This window comes from Streptomyces sp. NL15-2K, assembly GCF_030551255.1.
In the GTDB taxonomy this organism is placed as follows: Bacteria; Actinomycetota; Actinomycetes; order Streptomycetales; family Streptomycetaceae; genus Streptomyces.
On record NZ_CP130630.1, the window covers coordinates 8291882 to 8308185 of the forward strand.

Sequence of the window (16304 nt, forward strand, 5' to 3'; positions counted from 1 at the left end):
ATGACGAGCCCCACCGGAACCCTGCGCACCGCCCACACCGCCGACCTCACCCGGGCCGAACTGCAAGCCGTCCGCGCCCTCCTGGACACCGCCTTCGACGGCGACTTCACCGACGAGGACTTCGACCACGGCCTCGGCGGCATGCACGCCCTGATCCACGACCGGCACGGACTCGCCGCCCACGGCTCGGTGGTGATGCGCCGGGTGCGGTACCGGGGGCGCGGGGCCTGTCCGGCGGATCAGGTCGCAGGAAATCGGCGGCGGCTGGTAGGCGCCGGTGAGCGGGGTCTGGTGCGTCCAGCTGCAAGGCGGAGGAGGGAGTCGACGCGATGGGGGTCCCCCCGCTCGAGCGAAGCCGAGAGTGGGGGAGTCGGCGACCGACGACAACGCGGCAGATGGGCGTGCCAGGCCCCGCGTCTGCGGCATGATCCGCCGGACAGGCCCTAACTGCGGGTCGGATACGTCGAGGCCGTGGCCGTACGACCGGACGTGCGCCGCACCGGACTCGCCGGCCGGGTGATGGGCGAACTGGAGCGGATCGTCGAGCGGGCCTACGACCTCGGCGCGCTCTCCGCGAGCGACGAGGGCGCCCGTCTGTACGCCGCTCGCGGCTGGCAGCTGTGGTCCGGCCGGGTCTGCGCCCTCGGGCCCGACGGGATCGTCCATCTGCCGGAAGAGGAGGACAGCACGTACGTCCGCCCCGCGCTCGCCGGTCCGCTCGATCCGGCGTACGAGCTGGTCTTCGACTGGCGGGACGGGGATGTGCTCTGACCTGCACCGTCTCAGATAGTAGGAAGTCCGAGTAATTGTGGAGACAGGAGCGCGTTCCTCGCTTAGCTTTGTAGGAGCCGAACGTCTCGCTCGACCAAGCGAATGGCGGTCGTGAGCCGGGCCCCGTGCAGGCAACCCCTGCGGCACCGCTCCCCGCCCCTTCCGGCGTCTCGTAACCCCTTTTCCAGAAGGAGTCGATTTTCCATGGCCGAGACGACCGTCCGCCGTCGAGTCCGTCACCTCTCCCGTACGACCGAGTCCGACCGCAAGAACGCCGCAGCCGCCCTCCAGCGCGCCCTCGACCGCCGGGACAACGGCGGCGAGACCGGCCACTGAGCAGCGGCGGTGAGCCGGCAGTGACCCATTAGCCGGGAGCCGCACCCGAACGAGGTGCGGCGCGAGACCTCAAGCTCCGCGCCGCACCTCGAAATGGTCGATGCGCTCACCGCTCGACGCGAGCGCCGACACCTTCAGCTTCGGGGCCGACCCGCTCTCCGCCTCCACCGAGAGGAAGGAGAAGCCCCGGTAGCGCACCCGCGACCACTCCACGGTCTCCTTCCTGGACTGCTTCGACTTCGTCCACTGGAAGGTCTCGACGGACTCGCGGCCGGTGACGTGCCCCTCGTAGCTCTCCTTCACGCCCGAGGGGAAGCCGTACAGGTCCTTGCCGCCGCCGCCCGCCGTGACGTACACGATCCCGTCGCGAGTCGGGTCGGTCGCGGCGCCGATCGGGACCGGCCTGCCGACCTCGTCGTTCTTGATGGCGTCGGTGCGCTCGTAGACGTGGTTGTGCCCGTTGATCACCAGGTCCACCTGGTGCCGGGCGAACAGCGGCAGCCACTGAGCGCGTACGCCCCCGTCGGAGGCGTGCGTGGAGGTCGAGTAGGCGCAGTGGTGGAAGAAGACGACGATGAAGTCGATGTCCTTCGCCGCCCGCAGCTCACCCAGCTTCCGGTCCAGCCACGCCGTCTGCTTCCCGTCCGTGTAGCCGAAGTTGGCGGGGATCTCGTACGAGACGTCGTTCGCGTCCAGGGCGACGAAGCCGACGTTGCCGTAGGTGAACGCGTACACGCCCGGTGCCGTGCGCGGGTCGAAGCCGTTGTCCGGGAGGGACCAGCGGGCCCGCTGCCCGCCGTAGCCCTCCGGCGAGTACCAGGCCTCCATGTCGTGGTTGCCGGTCGTCACCATCCACGGGACCGACCTCGTCACCGGCTCGTTCTGCTTGAGGAACAGGTCCCAGAAGGCGGGGTCGTAGCCGTCCGACTTCTCGCCCTTGCCGTTGACGTCGGCGTAGCAGATGTCGCCCGCGTGGAGGTGGAAGGCCGGGTCCCGGCGCAGCAGGACGTGGTCGTTGGCGGCCGCCGCCCGGCTCACCCCCTGGTCACCGAAGGCGGTGAACACGAACCGCTCGGGGGCCGCCGGTGCCGTACGGAACGAGCCGATCGTCGCACGCCGCTGCGGCGAGGCCGGGTCGAAGCCGTCGTGGCCGACGCCGTAGTAGTACGTCGTGCCCGGCCGCAGTCCGTCCAGGGCCGCGTGCAGGTAGTACTGGTCGAGTGCCGGCCGCACCCCCGTCACCCCCGGCGTGTGCAGGTCGCGCACCTCGGCCTCGATGCTCCGGCTCAGGTCGTCGGGCCGCAGGCCCACGCGGAGGTACGGCCGCCGCACCGCGAGCGGCACCTGCCAGGAGATCCGCATCTGTGTCTTCGGGTCGGCGCCGAAGGCGAGATGCCGGCCGAAGGGGGCGACGACGGAACCGTGCACCCGGGACGCGGAGGGGCTCGTGGCCGTACTCGGCGTCGTGCTCGGCGATCCGCTGCCCGAACAGCCCGTCAGCAGCCCGCCCGCCACCGCGCCCGCCGTCACCAGCGTGCGGCGCCGGGACAGCTTGGTGCGCAGGTACTCGTACTGCTCGGCCATGCTCATCCGGCGCGCGAGCTGATGCGGAATGCCGCAGTCGGGTGTCTCCATGCGGGTGAACTTCCCAGCGCAGCCCAACACCCGCTCTACGTACGGGTGAACGCGAGCTGACGGACTGACGCCGTCCCCCGCGCGGGTGTCCGTATCGCGGACACCGCGTGTCATTCCATGGGACAAGGAGTACGGTGCCGACATGTCTCGCAGCATCAATCTCGCAGTGATCCCCGGTGACGGCATCGGCCAGGAGGTCGTGGCCGAAGGCCTGAAGGTCCTCTCCGCCGTCCTTCCGCAGGATGTGAAGCTGGAGACCAAGGACTACGACTTCGGCGCCCAGCGTTACCACGCCACCGGTGAGACCCTCACCGACGCCGACCTCGACGCCCTGAAGAAGCACGACGCCATCCTGCTCGGCGCCATCGGTGACCCGAGCGTCCCCTCCGGCGTCCTGGAGCGCGGCTTCCTGCTCAAGCTCCGCTTCGCCTTCGACCACCACGTCAACCTGCGGCCCTCGAAGCTCCTGCCGGGTGTCGCCACCCCGCTCGCGGGCGAGCCGCAGATCGACTTCGTCGTCGTCCGCGAGGGCACCGAGGGCCCGTACACCGGCAACGGCGGCACGATCCGCAAGGGCACCGAGCACGAGGTCGCCACCGAGGTCTCCGTCAACACGGCCTTCGGTGTGGAGCGCGTGGTCCGCGACGCCTTCGCCCGTGCCCAGGCCCGCCCGCGCAAGAAGCTGGCGCTGATCCACAAGAACAACGTGCTGACCTTCGCGGGTCACCTGTGGACCAACATCTTCAACAAGGTGGCCGCGGAGTTCCCCGACGTCACCACCGAGTACATGCACGTGGACGCGGCGACCATCTACCTGGTCACGCAGCCCGAGCGCTTCGACGTGATCGTCACCGACAACCTCTTCGGCGACATCATCACCGACCTCGCCGCGGCCGTCTCCGGCGGCATCGGCGTCGCCGCGAGCGGGAACATCAACCCCTCCGGCGAGTTCCCCTCGATGTTCGAGCCCGTGCACGGCTCGGCCCCGGACATCGCCGGCCAGGGCAAGGCCGACCCCACCGCCACGGTCCTGTCCGTCGCCCTCCTCCTGCGCCACCTCGGCTACGACGCCCAGGCCACCCGCATCGAGGACGCCGTCTCCGCCGACCTCGCGGAGCGCACCGGCAAGCCCGCCCGCTCCACCGCGGAAATCGGCGACGCGCTCGCCGTACGAGTAGCCGGCTGACCCCGCCGCGCCACTCGATCTCTCTTTCGCGAGATTCTTGTCGAAGCCGCCGGGTCGCATCCGCACCCGGCGGCTTCCCCATGTCCCCGCCGGGTGCCACCATCGATCCCTGGGTCGCCTTCACCCCGATTCCTTCCACCGTCACCCCCGCGCGATAATCGAACGCGGAGCCGCGGATTGAGGGAATGCTCGGACGTCCTAGCACTGGCCACTGGCCGTACGGGCGTGAGCGCGGCCCGTCACTCAACAACCGGTGAAGGACACCCACTCATGACGACGCCCACGATCGAGCTCAAGCCCTCCGCCAGCCCGCTCTCCGCCGCCGAGCGCGAGGCGATCCTGGCCAACCCCGGGTTCGGCCGCCACTTCACCGACCACATGGTGACCATCAAGTGGACCGAGGGCCGCGGCTGGCACGAGGCACAGCTCGTCCCGTACGGGCCGATCTCCCTCGACCCCTCCACCCACGTCCTCCACTACGGCCAGGAGATCTTCGAGGGCCTCAAGGCCTACCGCCAGGCCGACGGCTCGGTCGCCGTCTTCCGTCCCGAGGCCAACGCCCGCCGCTTCCGCAACTCCGCCCGCCGCATGGCGATGGCCGAGCTGCCCGAGGAGCTGTTCATCGCGGCCCTGGACGCGCTGCTCGCCCAGGACGCCGCCTGGGTCCCGCCGCACGGCGGCGAGGAGTCCCTCTACCTGCGCCCGTTCATGTTCGCGACGGAGGCCGCGCTCGGGGTGCACCCGGCGAACGAGTACCTGTTCATGCTGATCGCCTCCCCCTCGGGCGCGTACTTCGCCGGCGGCGTCAAGCCGGTCACCATCTGGGTCTCCGAGGACTACGTCCGTGCCGTCCCCGGCGGCACCGGCGACGCCAAGACGGGCGGCAACTACGCGGCCTCCCTGCTGCCGCAGGCCGAGGCCGCCAAGAACGGCTGCGACCAGGTCGTCTACCTCGACGCGGTGACCCGCACCAAGGTCGAGGAGAGCGGCAGCATGAACATCGCCTTCGTCTACGGCGACCGGATCGTCACGCCGGCCCTCACCGGCTCGATCCTGGAGGGCATCACCCGCGACTCCCTCCTCCAGGTCGCCCGCGACCTCGGCTACACCGCCGAGGAGGGCGTCGTCACCCTCCAGCAGTGGCGCGAGGACGCCGCCTCCGGCGCCCTGACCGAGGTCTTCGCCTGCGGCACGGCGGCCGTGGTCACGCCCATCGGCCACGCCAAGACCAAGGACGCCGCCTGGACCCACGGCGACGGCACCCCCGGCCCGGTCACCCTGCGTCTGCGCGAGGCGCTGCTCGGCATCCAGCGGGGTGTCACTCAGGACAAGCACGGCTGGATGCACAAGCTGGGCTAGTTTCGACCGTGCTGCTCAGGGCCGCCTCGGACTTCGTGTCCGTGGCGGCCCTGTCGCGCACGAGCGACCGGGCGCAAGTTTTCGGCCACGTACGGGAGTTCCTCGACCAGGTCCTCTCGCGGACGCTTGAGCCGGTGCCCGGGTTGTACTCAATTCGGGTGATTGACCCTGTGGTGGGTGATGCGTTTGCCTTTGGCGAGCCCTAGGCCCTGCCGTCAAGCTCCCGCCTGCCTCGCGGCGTCTGGCACGCACGCTCGCCGCGTTGCCGAACCGCCCACGTGGCTCCTCCCCCACGCTCGAACAACCTCGCGCGGGGGGACCCCCATCGAGGGCGGCTCCGGCGCCTTGCGATCGCACGCACCAGACGCCGCGAGGCCCGCCCTTCGGGCGGACGACGGGAGCTTGACGGCAGGGCCTGCGCGGGGCCGGGGGAGAAGCGCTCACGGGGAAACAGGGGGAAGTACATGACCAGCACCACGAGAGGCTCGGCCGTCGCGCTCGGCGCGGCCTTGGCCGTCGCACTCGGGGGCGTCGCCGCGCTGCCCGCGGCCGCCGCACCGGCGCCGGCGCCGCGCACCGAGAAGGCGAGCGTGGCACCGGACGGGACGGACGGCAACGGCGTCTCCAACGGGCAGAGCCTGAGCGCGGACGGCCGTTATCTGGCCTTCGTCTCCGACGCCGACAACCTCGTCGCGGGCGACACCAACGGTCTCACCGACGCCTTCGTCCGCGACCTGAAGACCGGCACCACCCGCCTGGCGAGCACCGCCGAGGACGGCGGCCCGGGGGACCGCACCGTCCTGGACGTCTCACTGAGTGCCAACGGCCGGTATCTGGCGTTCAGCTCCACCCGCACCGACAACACCGACGACACCCATGTCTGGGTCAAGGACCTGAAGACCGGCGCCCTCCAGCGGCTCGACGACGCCGTGGACAAGGGCTACAGCGCCGCCGGCAGCCCCGCCCTCAGCGCCGACGGCCGCTATGTCGCCTTCATCGCCGGGCGCACCGGCGACGCGCCGTCGGGGGACGGCTGGAACCGGGTCTACCGCGTCGACCGCAAGACCGGCGAGGCCGTCCGGATCAGCCAGGTACCCGGCGAGGGCGCCTGGAAGGCCGCCGTCACCCGCCCGTCCATCAGCGCGGACGGCAGCCGGGTCGGCTACCAGTTCTTCGTTCCGCACCCCAGCCGGGGCGACTGGAGCGACGCCTACGTCCGTGACGTGCCGAGCGGTGAACTGTTCCAGGTCGACAAGGCGCCGGACGGCAAGGTGTCCGACGGGCAGACCGAGTTCCCGCAGGTCAGCGCCGACGGCCGGTACGCGGTCTTCAACTCGCTGGACTCGCAGTTGACGCCGGGCGACACCAACGGCTCGCACAACGTCTTCATCCGCGACCTGAAGACGGGGGAACTGCGCCGCATCGACGCCGCCGACCCGTCCGCCCACACCGCCCACCCGTCGCTCAGCGCCGACGGCCGGCACCTCGCCTTCGTCTCCTCCGACCCGGGCGACCCGAACCACACCACGCGTGGGTACGTGCGCGATCTGCGGACCGGGCGCACGGTTCTGGCCAACCCCAACACCCAGGGCGGCCCGAGCGCCTCCTCGGTCTGGTTCCCCGTGATCGACCGGCACGGCCGCACGGTCGCCTTCAGCAGCTGGGCCACCGACCTCGTGCCCGGCGACACCGACGACACCACGCACGTGTACATCCGTCACCTCAGGTGACCGACCGCATCCTGAGACAATCGTGAGCGAGGCGCGGGGGCTGTGCCAGACTGCCTCCGTGCTCTCGTTCGCCACGATTATTGGCAGCAGGCGCGCCGGTCCGCAGTGACCGCCACGTACGACCAGGTACGGGCGGACACCGTCGTCCTCGACCCGCGCGCAGACCTCTCGCACCCGCGAGGGGTTTTTCGCTTTTCTGGCCCACCCGCAGCCGGAGGCGAGAGCGCGAGGGACCATGTGGGGACGGTGGAGCCGGTCATTCCGGTAAAGACCGAGATCCGACACAGGAGCCTTCAGACCATGACCGAAACCAGCGAGCTCGACGATTCGTTCCACGTCTTCGACACCACCCTGCGCGACGGCGCCCAGCGTGAGGGCATCAACCTCACCGTCGCCGACAAGCTCGCCATCGCGCGGCACCTGGACGAGTTCGGCGTGGGCTTCATCGAGGGCGGCTGGCCCGGCGCCAACCCGCGCGACACCGAGTTCTTCGCCCGCGCCCAGCAGGAGATCGACTTCCAGCACGCCGAGCTGGTCGCCTTCGGCGCCACGCGCCGGGCGGGCGCGAAAGCGGCTCAGGACCCGCAGGTCAAGGCACTTCTGGACTCCGGCGCCCCGGTGGTCACCCTGGTGGCGAAGTCCCACGACCGCCACGTCGAGCTCGCCCTGCGCACCACGCTGGACGAGAACCTCGAGATGGTCCGCGACACGGTGTCCTTCCTGAAGGAGCAGGGCCGCCGCGTCTTCGTCGACTGCGAGCACTTCTTCGACGGCTACCGCGCGAACCCGGAGTACGCCAAGGCCGTCGTACGGGCCGCGTCCGAGGCGGGCGCCGACGTCGTCATCCTCTGCGACACCAACGGCGGCATGCTCCCCGCCCAGGTCCAGGCGGTCGTCGGCACGGTCCTCGCCGACACCGGCGCCCGGCTCGGCATCCACGCCCAGGACGACACGGGCTGCGCGGTGGCCAACACGCTGGCCGCGGTGGACGCGGGCGCCACCCACGTCCAGTGCACGGCCAACGGCTACGGCGAGCGGGTCGGCAACGCCAACCTGTTCCCGGTGGTGGCGGCCCTGGAACTCAAGTACGGCAAGAAGGTCCTCCCCGACGGCAAGCTCCGCGAGATGACCCGCATCTCGCACGCGATCGCGGAGGTCGTGAACCTCACCCCCTCCACCCACCAGCCCTACGTCGGCGTCTCCGCCTTCGCCCACAAGGCCGGCCTGCACGCCTCCGCCATCAAGATCGACCCGGACCTGTACCAGCACATCGACCCCGAACTGGTCGGCAACACCATGCGGATGCTGGTCTCCGACATGGCGGGCCGCGCGTCGGTCGAGCTCAAGGGCAAGGAACTCGGCATCGACCTGGGCGGCGACCGCGAACTGGTCGGCCGGGTGGTCGACCGGGTGAAGGAGCGCGAGCTCAAGGGCTACACATACGAGGCGGCGGACGCCTCCTTCGAACTCCTCCTCCGGGCGGAGGTCGAGGGCAAGCCCCTGAAGTACTTCCAGGTCGAGTCCTGGCGCGCGATCGTCGAGGACCGCCCCGACGGCACCCACGCCAACGAGGCCACGGTCAAGCTCTGGGCCAAGAGCGAGCGCATCGTCGCCACGGCCGAGGGCAACGGCCCGGTCAACGCCCTGGACCGGGCGCTGAGGGTGGCGCTGGAGAGGATCTACCCGCAGCTCGCCAAGCTCGACCTGGTCGACTACAAGGTCCGCATCCTGGAGGGCGTGCACGGCACCCAGTCCACGACGAGGGTCCTGATCTCCACGTCCGACGGGGCGGGGGAGTGGTCCACGGTCGGCGTCGCCGAGAACGTCATCGCCGCGTCCTGGCAGGCGCTGGAGGACGCTTACACGTACGGGCTGCTGCGGGCAGGGGTGGAGCCGGCGGAGTAGTCAACCCGACGCCGCACACGTCATCTTGACGGCTTCCGGGACTGCCGGTGGAGTTGTGGGTCCAGCGCAGTGCGATTCCCGAGCCGCCCGGAGGGACGTTCATGCGAAGAACCGCCCTGCTCCTCTCCACCGCCTTACTGACCGGCTTACTGCCCCTGGCCTCCGCGGGATCCGCCGCGGGGGCCGGCGTGGCCGAGGACCCCGCCCCCGTCCCCGTCGACCGCTTCGAGGGCGAGGTCCCCTTCGCCGCCCCGCCCGCCGAAGGCATCTTCACCTGGGGCAGCGACAACGACGACCCGCCCGCCCTTCAGCTGACCACCCGCGAGGACGCCCCCGAGGGCGACAAGGTCCTCACCGGCACCTACGACATCAGCGGCTACGGCGGCTTCACCCACGGCTTCGCCTCCGCCGAGCCCGCCCACGACTGGTCCGCCCACCAGGGCATCCGCTTCTGGTGGGACGGCCAGGACAACGGCAAGAAGATCGCCTTCGAGATCAGGGACGGCGGCGCCAACGGCGAGGCCTCCGAACTGTGGACGACCTCCTTCACCGACGACTTCGCCGGCTGGAAGCAGGTGGAGATCCCCTTCACCGACTTCACCTACCGCACCGACTACCAGCCCGTCGGCGGCATCGACCAGGTCCTCGGCCTCACCGAGATGTGGGGCTACGCCATTACTCTCCCCGTCGGCGCCAAGGGCGAGTTCGCCATGGACGGCGTCGAGTTGTACGGCAGGGCCGACCAGTCGCTGCGCGCCTCCGTCACCACCGACGCGGCCGTGTACCCGGTCGAGGAGGGCGGGACGGCGGCCGTGCGGGTCACCGTCGCCACCACCGGCTCCGCCCCGATCGACGAACCCGTGACCGTCGCCTATGAGACGAGCACGACCGGCACCGCGGACCCCGGCAAGGATTACACCCCGGTCAGCGGCACCCTCACCTTCCCCGCGGGCACCACATCCGGCACTTCCCGCACGCTTCGCCTCCCCACCCTCCAGGACAGGTCCGCCGAGTCCGCCGAGACGATCCCGCTGAAGCTCACGGTCACCGGCGCCAAGGCCCCGGCCGAGAACCCCCAGGTCGTCGTCGACGCGCACGGACTGCCCTATCTGAACAGCAGGTTGCCGGTGAAGCAGCGCGTCGCCGACCTCCTCTCCCGTATGTCCCTGGCGGAGAAGGCCGGCCAGATGACCCAGGCCGAGCGCGGCGCCATCACGGCTGCGGGCGACATCGCCGCGTACGACCTCGGTTCGCTGCTGTCCGGCGGGGGTTCCACTCCGACGCCCAACACCCCCGAAGCCTGGGCCAAGATGATCGACGCCTTCCAACTCCGGGCGCAGGCGACGCGGTTCCAGATCCCGCTGATCTACGGCGTCGACGCGGTGCACGGCCACAACAACCTGGTCGGGGCCACGATCACGCCGCACAACATCGGGATCGGGGCGGCCAGGGACCCCCAACTCGCCTACAGGACAGCCGCGGTGACCGCCGCCGAGGTCCGCGCCACCGGCATCCCCTGGGACTTCGCCCCCTGCCTCTGCGTCACCCGCGACGACCGCTGGGGCCGCGCCTACGAGGCCTTCGGCGAGGACCCGGCCCTCGTGGACGCCATGGAGACCGTGATCCAGGGCCTGCAAGGCGCCCCGGACGGACGAGACTTGAAGCGCTCCGACAAGGTCCTCGCCACCGCCAAGCACTTCGTCGGCGACGGCGGCACCGAGTACGGCTCCTCCACCACCGGCACGTACACCATCGACCAGGGCGTCACCAAGGTCACCCGGCAGCAGCTGGAGGCCGTCCACCTGGCGCCGTACACCACGGCCGTCGACCGGGGTGTCGGCACGGTCATGCCCTCCTTCTCCTCGCTCGACATCGCGGGCGACGGCCAGGGTCCGGTGAAGATGCACGCCCGCGCCGACATGATCAACGGCGTGCTGAAGGGCCGTATGGACTTCGACGGCTTCGTCATCAGCGACTGGGCCGCCATCGACCAGCTTCCCGGCGACTACGCCTCCGACGTCCGTACGTCGGTCAACGCGGGCCTGGACATGATCATGGTCCCGTACGCGTACAAGGACTTCCACGCCGCCCTGGTCGACGAGGTCGAGGCCGGCCGGGTCAGTGAGCGGCGGATCGACGACGCCGTCGCGCGCATCCTCACGCAGAAGTTCCGGCTCGGGCTGTTCGAGAAGCCGTACGCCGACACCAGCGGTGCCTCCGAGATCGGCTCCGCCGGACACCGGGCCGTCGCCCGGCAGGCGGCCGCCGAGTCGCAGGTGCTGCTGAAGAACGCGGGCGGTGTGCTGCCGCTGAAGAAGGCGCAGAAGGTCTACGTCGCCGGCTCCAACGCCGACGACATCGGCAACCAGACCGGCGGCTGGACCGTCACCTGGCAGGGCTCGTCCGGAGACATCACGCCCGGCACGACCATCCTGGAGGGGATGCGGAACGCCGGGGGAGACGTCACCTACTCCAAGGACGCCTCCGCTTCGACCAGCGGTCACGACGTCGGGGTGGTCGTCGTCGGCGAGACCCCGTACGCCGAGGGCATGGGTGATGTCGGCAACGGTCATGACCTGGAGCTGAGTCCCGCCGACAAGACGGCCGTCGACAAGGTGTGCGCCGCCATGAAGTGCGCGGTGCTGATCGTCTCCGGGCGTCCTCAGCTCGTCGGCGACCGGCTCGCGAGCATCGACGCCCTGGTCGCCTCCTGGCTGCCGGGCACGGAGGGCGACGGTGTGGCCGACGTCCTTTACGGCAGGCGGCCCTTCACCGGGCAGCTCCCCGTGACCTGGCCGAAGTCCGAGGCGCAGCTGCCGATCAACGTCGGTGACACGGCGTACGACCCGCAGTACCCGTACGGCTGGGGCCTGACGACCCTGACCAAGGCGCCGGAAGGCGGCCCGGCGACGCTGAAGGCGCTCGGCATCGCGGCAAGAGCGGCGGAGAAGGCCGGCGCCCAGGCGGCGGGTCGCGCGCTTGTCACCAAGGCGCGGCTGATCGTCCAGCAGAAGGTGGGCCAGTCCATCACGGCAGAGGTCGCGAAGCCCTTCGCCGACGCGGACCATCTGCTGCTGACGGGACGGTACGGAGAGGCGGTGGAGAAGCTGACGGCGGCCTATCGGGCGGCTTGATCACCGGTTCCGCCCACGTTTTCCGGCTCGCCCTGATGGGTCATTTTTGTCGGCTTTCGGGTAGCTTCTAAGTATGAAGGTCGCACTATCGACCCGAAACTTTGCCGGACTGCTGACCGCGCTGGCGCTCGCCGTCCTGACGGCGATGGCCGTCCTGATGGCGGGCGCCCCGCGCGCGGAAGCGGCCACCAGCGTCTCGACGATCGCCGAGGCCCTGCGTGAGGACCCGGTCTACGTCGATCCGGCCGCGTCCGACCAGGTGTCGGAGTCCGAGGCGGACGCCCTGGCCAAGCAGATCGAGGGCGCCGACAAGCCCCTCTTCGTCGCTGTCCTGCCCGACGACTATCCGAAGCAGGACCTGTTCACGGACCTGCGTACCGCCACCGGCGTGACCGGCCTGTACGCGATCCGCCTCGGCGACGACTTCGACGCCCGGGCCGACTCCGCGGTCCTGTCGCAGGCCGCCGTGCAGAACCTCGTCAGCAGCGTCCGGGGTGAGGACGACGCGGGGACCCAGCTCGACGACTTCACCGACCGTGCCCTGACCAACATGGGCGGCTCTGCCCCCTCCTCCTGGGACACCTCCGACGACGGCAGCGGGGTGTCGACCGCCGCGCTGATCACCGCTGGCACGGTCCTCGTGGCGGGCGGCACGGGCGCGTACGCGATCGTCCGGCGCAACCGGCGCCGGCACGAGGAGGAGCAGCGGGCCGCGCTGGAGAAGCTGCGGGTCGTCGTCGACGAGGACATCACCGCCTTCGGCGAGGAGCTCGACCGCCTCGACTTCCATCCGGGGGAACCGGGCGCGGACGACGCCATGCGGGCGGACTACGAGCAGGGGCTGGACCAGTACGAGAAGGCGAAGAAGTTCATGGCCGAGGCCCGCAAGCCGGAGGACGTGCGGGCCGTCACGCAGGCCCTGGACGACGGCCGCTTCTCGCTCGCCCGGCTGGCCGCCCGTCGCGAGGGCCGCCCGCTGCCCGATCGGCGCCCGCCCTGCTTCTTCGACCCCCGCCACGGTCCCTCGGTCGCCGACGCGACCTGGATGCCGCCCGGCGGCGAACCCCGCGAGGTCCCGGTCTGCGCGGCCGACCGGACCCGTCTGGCCGACGGCCGCGACCCGGTGATGCGCGAGGTCGACACCGAGCAGGGCCGCCGCCCGTACTGGGAGGCGGGACCCGCCTACGGGCCCTGGGCGGGCGGCTACTTCGGCGGCGGCATCCTGCCCGGCCTGCTCATCGGCACGCTGCTCGGCAGCATGATGGCCAGCCCGGCCTACGCGGCCGACTACGGCTCCGGCTACGGCGACTTCGGTGCCGCCGGCTACGAGGGCGGCGACGTCTCCGGCGCGGACTTCCAGAGCGACGACTTCAGCGGCGGCTTCGGCGGCGGGGACTACGGGGGCGGTGGGGACTTCGGCGGGGGCGGGGACTTCGGCGGCGGATTCTGACGGCCCGGAGCAGACTCGGGGCAGGCAGGCAGGCAGGCAGGCAGGCGGGCGGGCGGGCAGGCAGACAGGCAGGCAGGGCGGGAACGGGCACGGGCACGGGCCCGGCGCGGAACTGCGCCGGGCCCGTGGGACGTCGTACGAAGTGCTGGGGCGCGCGTCGGTCAGAGACCGGCCGCCGCCGAGGCGATCGCGGAGGCGAAGGTCGAGACCTCCGTGTAGACGCCGGGGGCGTCGGGGCGGGCGCAGCCGTCGCCCCAGCTGACTATGCCGACCTGGATCCAGGCGCCGGCGTTGTCCCTGCGGAACATGGGGCCGCCGGAGTCGCCCTGGCAGGTGTCGACGCCGCCCGCGTCGAAGCCGGCGCAGATCTCCTCGCCGGGGACGAGGCCGCTGTAGAGGCCGCCGTAGGCGCGGCAGGTGGCGTCGCTGACGAACGGCACGGTCGCCTTGAGCAGGTAGCGCGAGCTGGAACCCCCCTCGCGGGTGTCTCCCCAGCCGGCGATGGTGAAGTCGCCGTTGTTGTACTGCGTGGTGGTGGCGATCTTCAGCGTCGGCAGGTTGATCGGCTGGGCGAGCTTGATGAGCGCCCAGTCCTTGCCGGTGCCGTTGTAGCCGGGGGCCCGGTAGACGTACGTGGAGCGGACCTGGACCCGGCCGCTGGTGGACTGCAGGTCCACGACGCCGGCGGTGGCGGTGATACTGGTGTTGCGACCGGTGCCGCTGACGCAGTGCGCGGCGGTGAGCACGATCTGCTGGGTGTACAGCGCCCCGCCACAGCCCATGGAGAGCCGGACCATGAACGGGAACTCGCCCTGCGCGGCGCGGGTTCCGCCGACGACGGGCGAGGGGGCCGCCGTCGCGGCCGAGACGGGCTGAAGACTGGCGATCGCGAGGGCGGCGGCGCCGACGGCCGCGCATCTCTTGAGGGCGGTGAGGAGTCTCTTCAACGTGATGCCTTCCGTGGGGGGTTGACCTGGGGGCCGTGCGGTCGTGCATCGGGGCACAGAAATGGCGTGCGCATGCCAATAGCGGCAATAAAGAATTGCCTCTTTGCTGGCATGGGCAGGACAAATCTGCTGCTGGATTATGGGAATGCCGGAAGCGCTTGCACAAGGGGTGGGATTCGGCCACCGCTGACCGGTTGCCCTACGGCCGGCGCGGTAGCCGACTCCCGGTGACGGCGTACCGCTCCCCGGCGGCATGCCACCACTTCGGTGGCGAGGGGCCGTCGACGACGGAGGACGGCTGGCTCGGATGCAGACCCAGCCGTCGTAGCGCGTCGGCTTCCACGCGGACGCCGATCGACCCGCGCCACCGACCGTCGGCACCCGGCCCGCACATCAGGTCGAAGCGCACGTCGTCCCCGGCGAAGGGCATCCAGTCGATCCCCCGTTCACGCAGTCAAGCGCGGAGGGCGGCGAGGGGATGCGGCCGGCCGTGGGTGTTCTCGTACGCGACGACGGTGACCCATTCGGGGCGCGTTGCGGAAGCGGCGGTCATGCGGACCATGATGCGGGAGTACGACCCTGATCCGCGCCCCTTTTCTTCCGGGCACGGGTGCGCCGCACGCCCGCCGCCCCGCTCGCCATGACGAGGGACAGGGCGACCAGGCCCGCGCTGACCCACAGCGGCGACCGGTAGCCGCCCCCGGCGCCGATCGCCGTACCGCCGAGCCAGGGTCCGAACGCGGCGCCCACATTGAAGGCAGCCGTCGCGAAGCCGCCGGCCAGGGTGGGAGCACCGGGGGCCGCGTAGAGGACCTGGGAGATCAGGGTGGATCCGACGCCGAAGGAGAGGGCGCCGAGGACGGGGACGAGCCCGAGCGCCACGACCGGCTCTCCCGCGCCGAGCGCGAAACCGGACCATCCGGCGCACAGCACCAGGCCGCCCGCCCCCACCACCAGCACGGGCCGCCGGTCGGCGTACCGTCCCCCGACCCGGACCCCGACGAACGCCCCGAAGCCGAACAGCGCGAGGACGACCGGCACCCAACCGCCGTCCAGTCCCGTGACGTTGGTGGCGAGAGGCGCGAGGTAGGTGAAGCTGCAGAAGGTGGCACCGTTCACGAGCGCTCCGAGCAGCAGGGTGACCAGCAGCCGAGGGCTGCGCAGGGACCGCAACTCGCCCCGCAGCGAAGGTCGTACCGACTCGGCGGCCCCGCCCGGCACCGACCGCGCCACCGCCACCACGGCGGGCACGGACACGACCGCCACCGCCCAGAACGCCGAACGCCAGCCCCAGAACTGCCCGAGCAGCGCCCCTGCGGGCACCCCCACGACACACGCCAGCGTGACCCCGCCCAGCAGCATGGACGTGGCCCGCCCCTTGGCATCCGGCTCCACCATCCCGACGGCGGCCACCAGGGCGACCGCCAGGAACCCGGCGTTGGCGAGCGCCCCCACGACCCGCGTGGCGAGCAGCACCCCGAAACTGTCGGTCACCGCACCGACGACATGAACGCCGAGAAAGACCAGGAGGAACCCCAGCAAGGCCCCGCGCCGGGACCACCGCCGGGCAAGCCCCGCCATCAAGGGCGCCCCGACCACCATCCCCACGGCAAAGGCGGAGGTCAGCGCCCCCGCGGCAGGGACGGACACCTGGAGGTCCCGGGCGATGTCCGGCACCAGCCCGGACAGCATGAACTCGGACGTCCCCTGGGCGAACACGGCAACGCCCAGCAGAAACAAAGCGAACGGCATGAAGAACTCCGCACCCCGAAGTCGAAGAAGTCGTACACGACACGACGACCCGGCGGTCCGGCGGCGGCGTCAGCCCGACCTCAGCCCGACATCACGAAC

General features: G+C 71.0%; 12 protein-coding genes and 1 pseudogene. 9 read left to right on the plus strand and 4 right to left on the minus strand.

The window, feature by feature from the left end:
- The 3 genes and pseudogenes from Q4V64_RS37335 (at position 1) to Q4V64_RS37345 (ending at position 1107) form a co-directional block, all read left to right on the plus strand.
- On the plus strand, positions 1-447 hold the full coding sequence (locus Q4V64_RS37335) for an aminoglycoside 2'-N-acetyltransferase (RefSeq protein ID WP_253266856.1): 447 nt from the start codon (positions 1-3) through the stop codon (positions 445-447).
- Positions 448-771, plus strand: a pseudogene (locus Q4V64_RS37340) (aminoglycoside 2'-N-acetyltransferase); the annotation flags it as partial.
- Positions 772-975: 204 nt separating this feature from the next.
- Positions 976-1107 (plus strand): hypothetical protein, encoded by a 132-nt coding sequence (locus Q4V64_RS37345; protein WP_124439001.1) that lies wholly within the window; start codon positions 976-978, stop codon positions 1105-1107.
- 69 nt (positions 1108-1176) lie between these two features.
- On the opposite strand, the gene Q4V64_RS37350 is transcribed toward Q4V64_RS37345, so the two are convergent.
- Positions 1177-2742 (minus strand): metallophosphoesterase family protein, encoded by a 1566-nt coding sequence (locus tag Q4V64_RS37350; protein ID WP_124439000.1) that lies wholly within the window; start codon positions 2740-2742, stop codon positions 1177-1179.
- A gap of 142 nt (positions 2743-2884) precedes the next feature.
- Between Q4V64_RS37350 and Q4V64_RS37355 the strand changes: the two genes are divergently transcribed.
- The 6 genes from Q4V64_RS37355 (at position 2885) to Q4V64_RS37380 (ending at position 13506) form a co-directional block, all read left to right on the plus strand.
- Complete coding sequence (locus tag Q4V64_RS37355; protein WP_124438999.1) at positions 2885-3928, plus strand: 3-isopropylmalate dehydrogenase; 1044 nt, start codon at positions 2885-2887, stop codon at positions 3926-3928.
- A 270-nt stretch (positions 3929-4198) separates the two neighbouring features.
- Entirely contained in the window at positions 4199-5287 is a 1089-nt protein-coding gene (locus Q4V64_RS37360) for a branched-chain amino acid aminotransferase (RefSeq protein WP_124438998.1), read from the plus strand.
- Between the two features lie 464 nt (positions 5288-5751).
- Positions 5752-7017, plus strand: coding sequence for a PD40 domain-containing protein (locus Q4V64_RS37365; RefSeq protein WP_124438997.1), 1266 nt, complete (start codon positions 5752-5754; stop codon positions 7015-7017).
- Between the two features lie 300 nt (positions 7018-7317).
- A complete protein-coding gene (gene cimA, locus Q4V64_RS37370; RefSeq protein ID WP_124438995.1) occupies positions 7318-8922 on the plus strand; it encodes a citramalate synthase in 1605 nt (534 codons plus the stop codon).
- 101 nt (positions 8923-9023) lie between these two features.
- Positions 9024-12056, plus strand: coding sequence for a glycoside hydrolase family 3 N-terminal domain-containing protein (locus tag Q4V64_RS37375; RefSeq protein ID WP_124438994.1), 3033 nt, complete (start codon positions 9024-9026; stop codon positions 12054-12056).
- A gap of 73 nt (positions 12057-12129) precedes the next feature.
- Positions 12130-13506: a hypothetical protein gene (locus Q4V64_RS37380; protein ID WP_124438993.1), complete on the plus strand. Its 1377-nt coding sequence runs from the start codon at positions 12130-12132 to the stop codon at positions 13504-13506.
- A 161-nt stretch (positions 13507-13667) separates the two neighbouring features.
- Here the strand turns inward: Q4V64_RS37380 and Q4V64_RS37385 are convergent, their stop codons facing one another.
- The 3 genes from Q4V64_RS37385 to Q4V64_RS37395 all read right to left on the minus strand — a co-directional run bounded on the left by Q4V64_RS37385 (position 13668) and on the right by Q4V64_RS37395 (position 16205).
- Complete coding sequence (locus Q4V64_RS37385) at positions 13668-14453, minus strand: serine protease (protein WP_124438992.1); 786 nt, start codon at positions 14451-14453, stop codon at positions 13668-13670.
- Positions 14454-14652: 199 nt separating this feature from the next.
- Positions 14653-14883 carry a hypothetical protein gene (locus Q4V64_RS37390; protein WP_124438991.1) on the minus strand — a complete coding sequence of 77 codons (231 nt, stop codon included), beginning with the start codon at positions 14881-14883 and terminating at the stop codon, positions 14653-14655.
- A 119-nt stretch (positions 14884-15002) separates the two neighbouring features.
- Positions 15003-16205, minus strand: a complete 1203-nt coding sequence (locus tag Q4V64_RS37395) for a Cmx/CmrA family chloramphenicol efflux MFS transporter (RefSeq protein WP_124438990.1) — start codon at positions 16203-16205, stop codon at positions 15003-15005.
- Positions 16206-16304 lie beyond the last annotated feature (99 nt).

Coding starts and splice junctions, on each gene's coding strand:
- Q4V64_RS37375 (WP_124438994.1), top strand. CDS start 9,024: ATGCGAAGAACCGCCCTGCTCCTCTCCACCGCCTTACTGACCGGCTTA.
- Q4V64_RS37390 (WP_124438991.1), bottom strand. CDS start 14,883: ATGCCCTTCGCCGGGGACGACGTGCGCTTCGACCTGATGTGCGGGCCG.
- cimA (WP_124438995.1), top strand. CDS start 7,318: ATGACCGAAACCAGCGAGCTCGACGATTCGTTCCACGTCTTCGACACC.
- Q4V64_RS37350 (WP_124439000.1), bottom strand. CDS start 2,742: ATGGAGACACCCGACTGCGGCATTCCGCATCAGCTCGCGCGCCGGATG.
- Q4V64_RS37380 (WP_124438993.1), top strand. CDS start 12,130: ATGAAGGTCGCACTATCGACCCGAAACTTTGCCGGACTGCTGACCGCG.
- Q4V64_RS37335 (WP_253266856.1), top strand. CDS start 1: ATGACGAGCCCCACCGGAACCCTGCGCACCGCCCACACCGCCGACCTC.
- Q4V64_RS37345 (WP_124439001.1), top strand. CDS start 976: ATGGCCGAGACGACCGTCCGCCGTCGAGTCCGTCACCTCTCCCGTACG.
- Q4V64_RS37355 (WP_124438999.1), top strand. CDS start 2,885: ATGTCTCGCAGCATCAATCTCGCAGTGATCCCCGGTGACGGCATCGGC.
- Q4V64_RS37360 (WP_124438998.1), top strand. CDS start 4,199: ATGACGACGCCCACGATCGAGCTCAAGCCCTCCGCCAGCCCGCTCTCC.
- Q4V64_RS37395 (WP_124438990.1), bottom strand. CDS start 16,205: ATGCCGTTCGCTTTGTTTCTGCTGGGCGTTGCCGTGTTCGCCCAGGGG.
- Q4V64_RS37365 (WP_124438997.1), top strand. CDS start 5,752: ATGACCAGCACCACGAGAGGCTCGGCCGTCGCGCTCGGCGCGGCCTTG.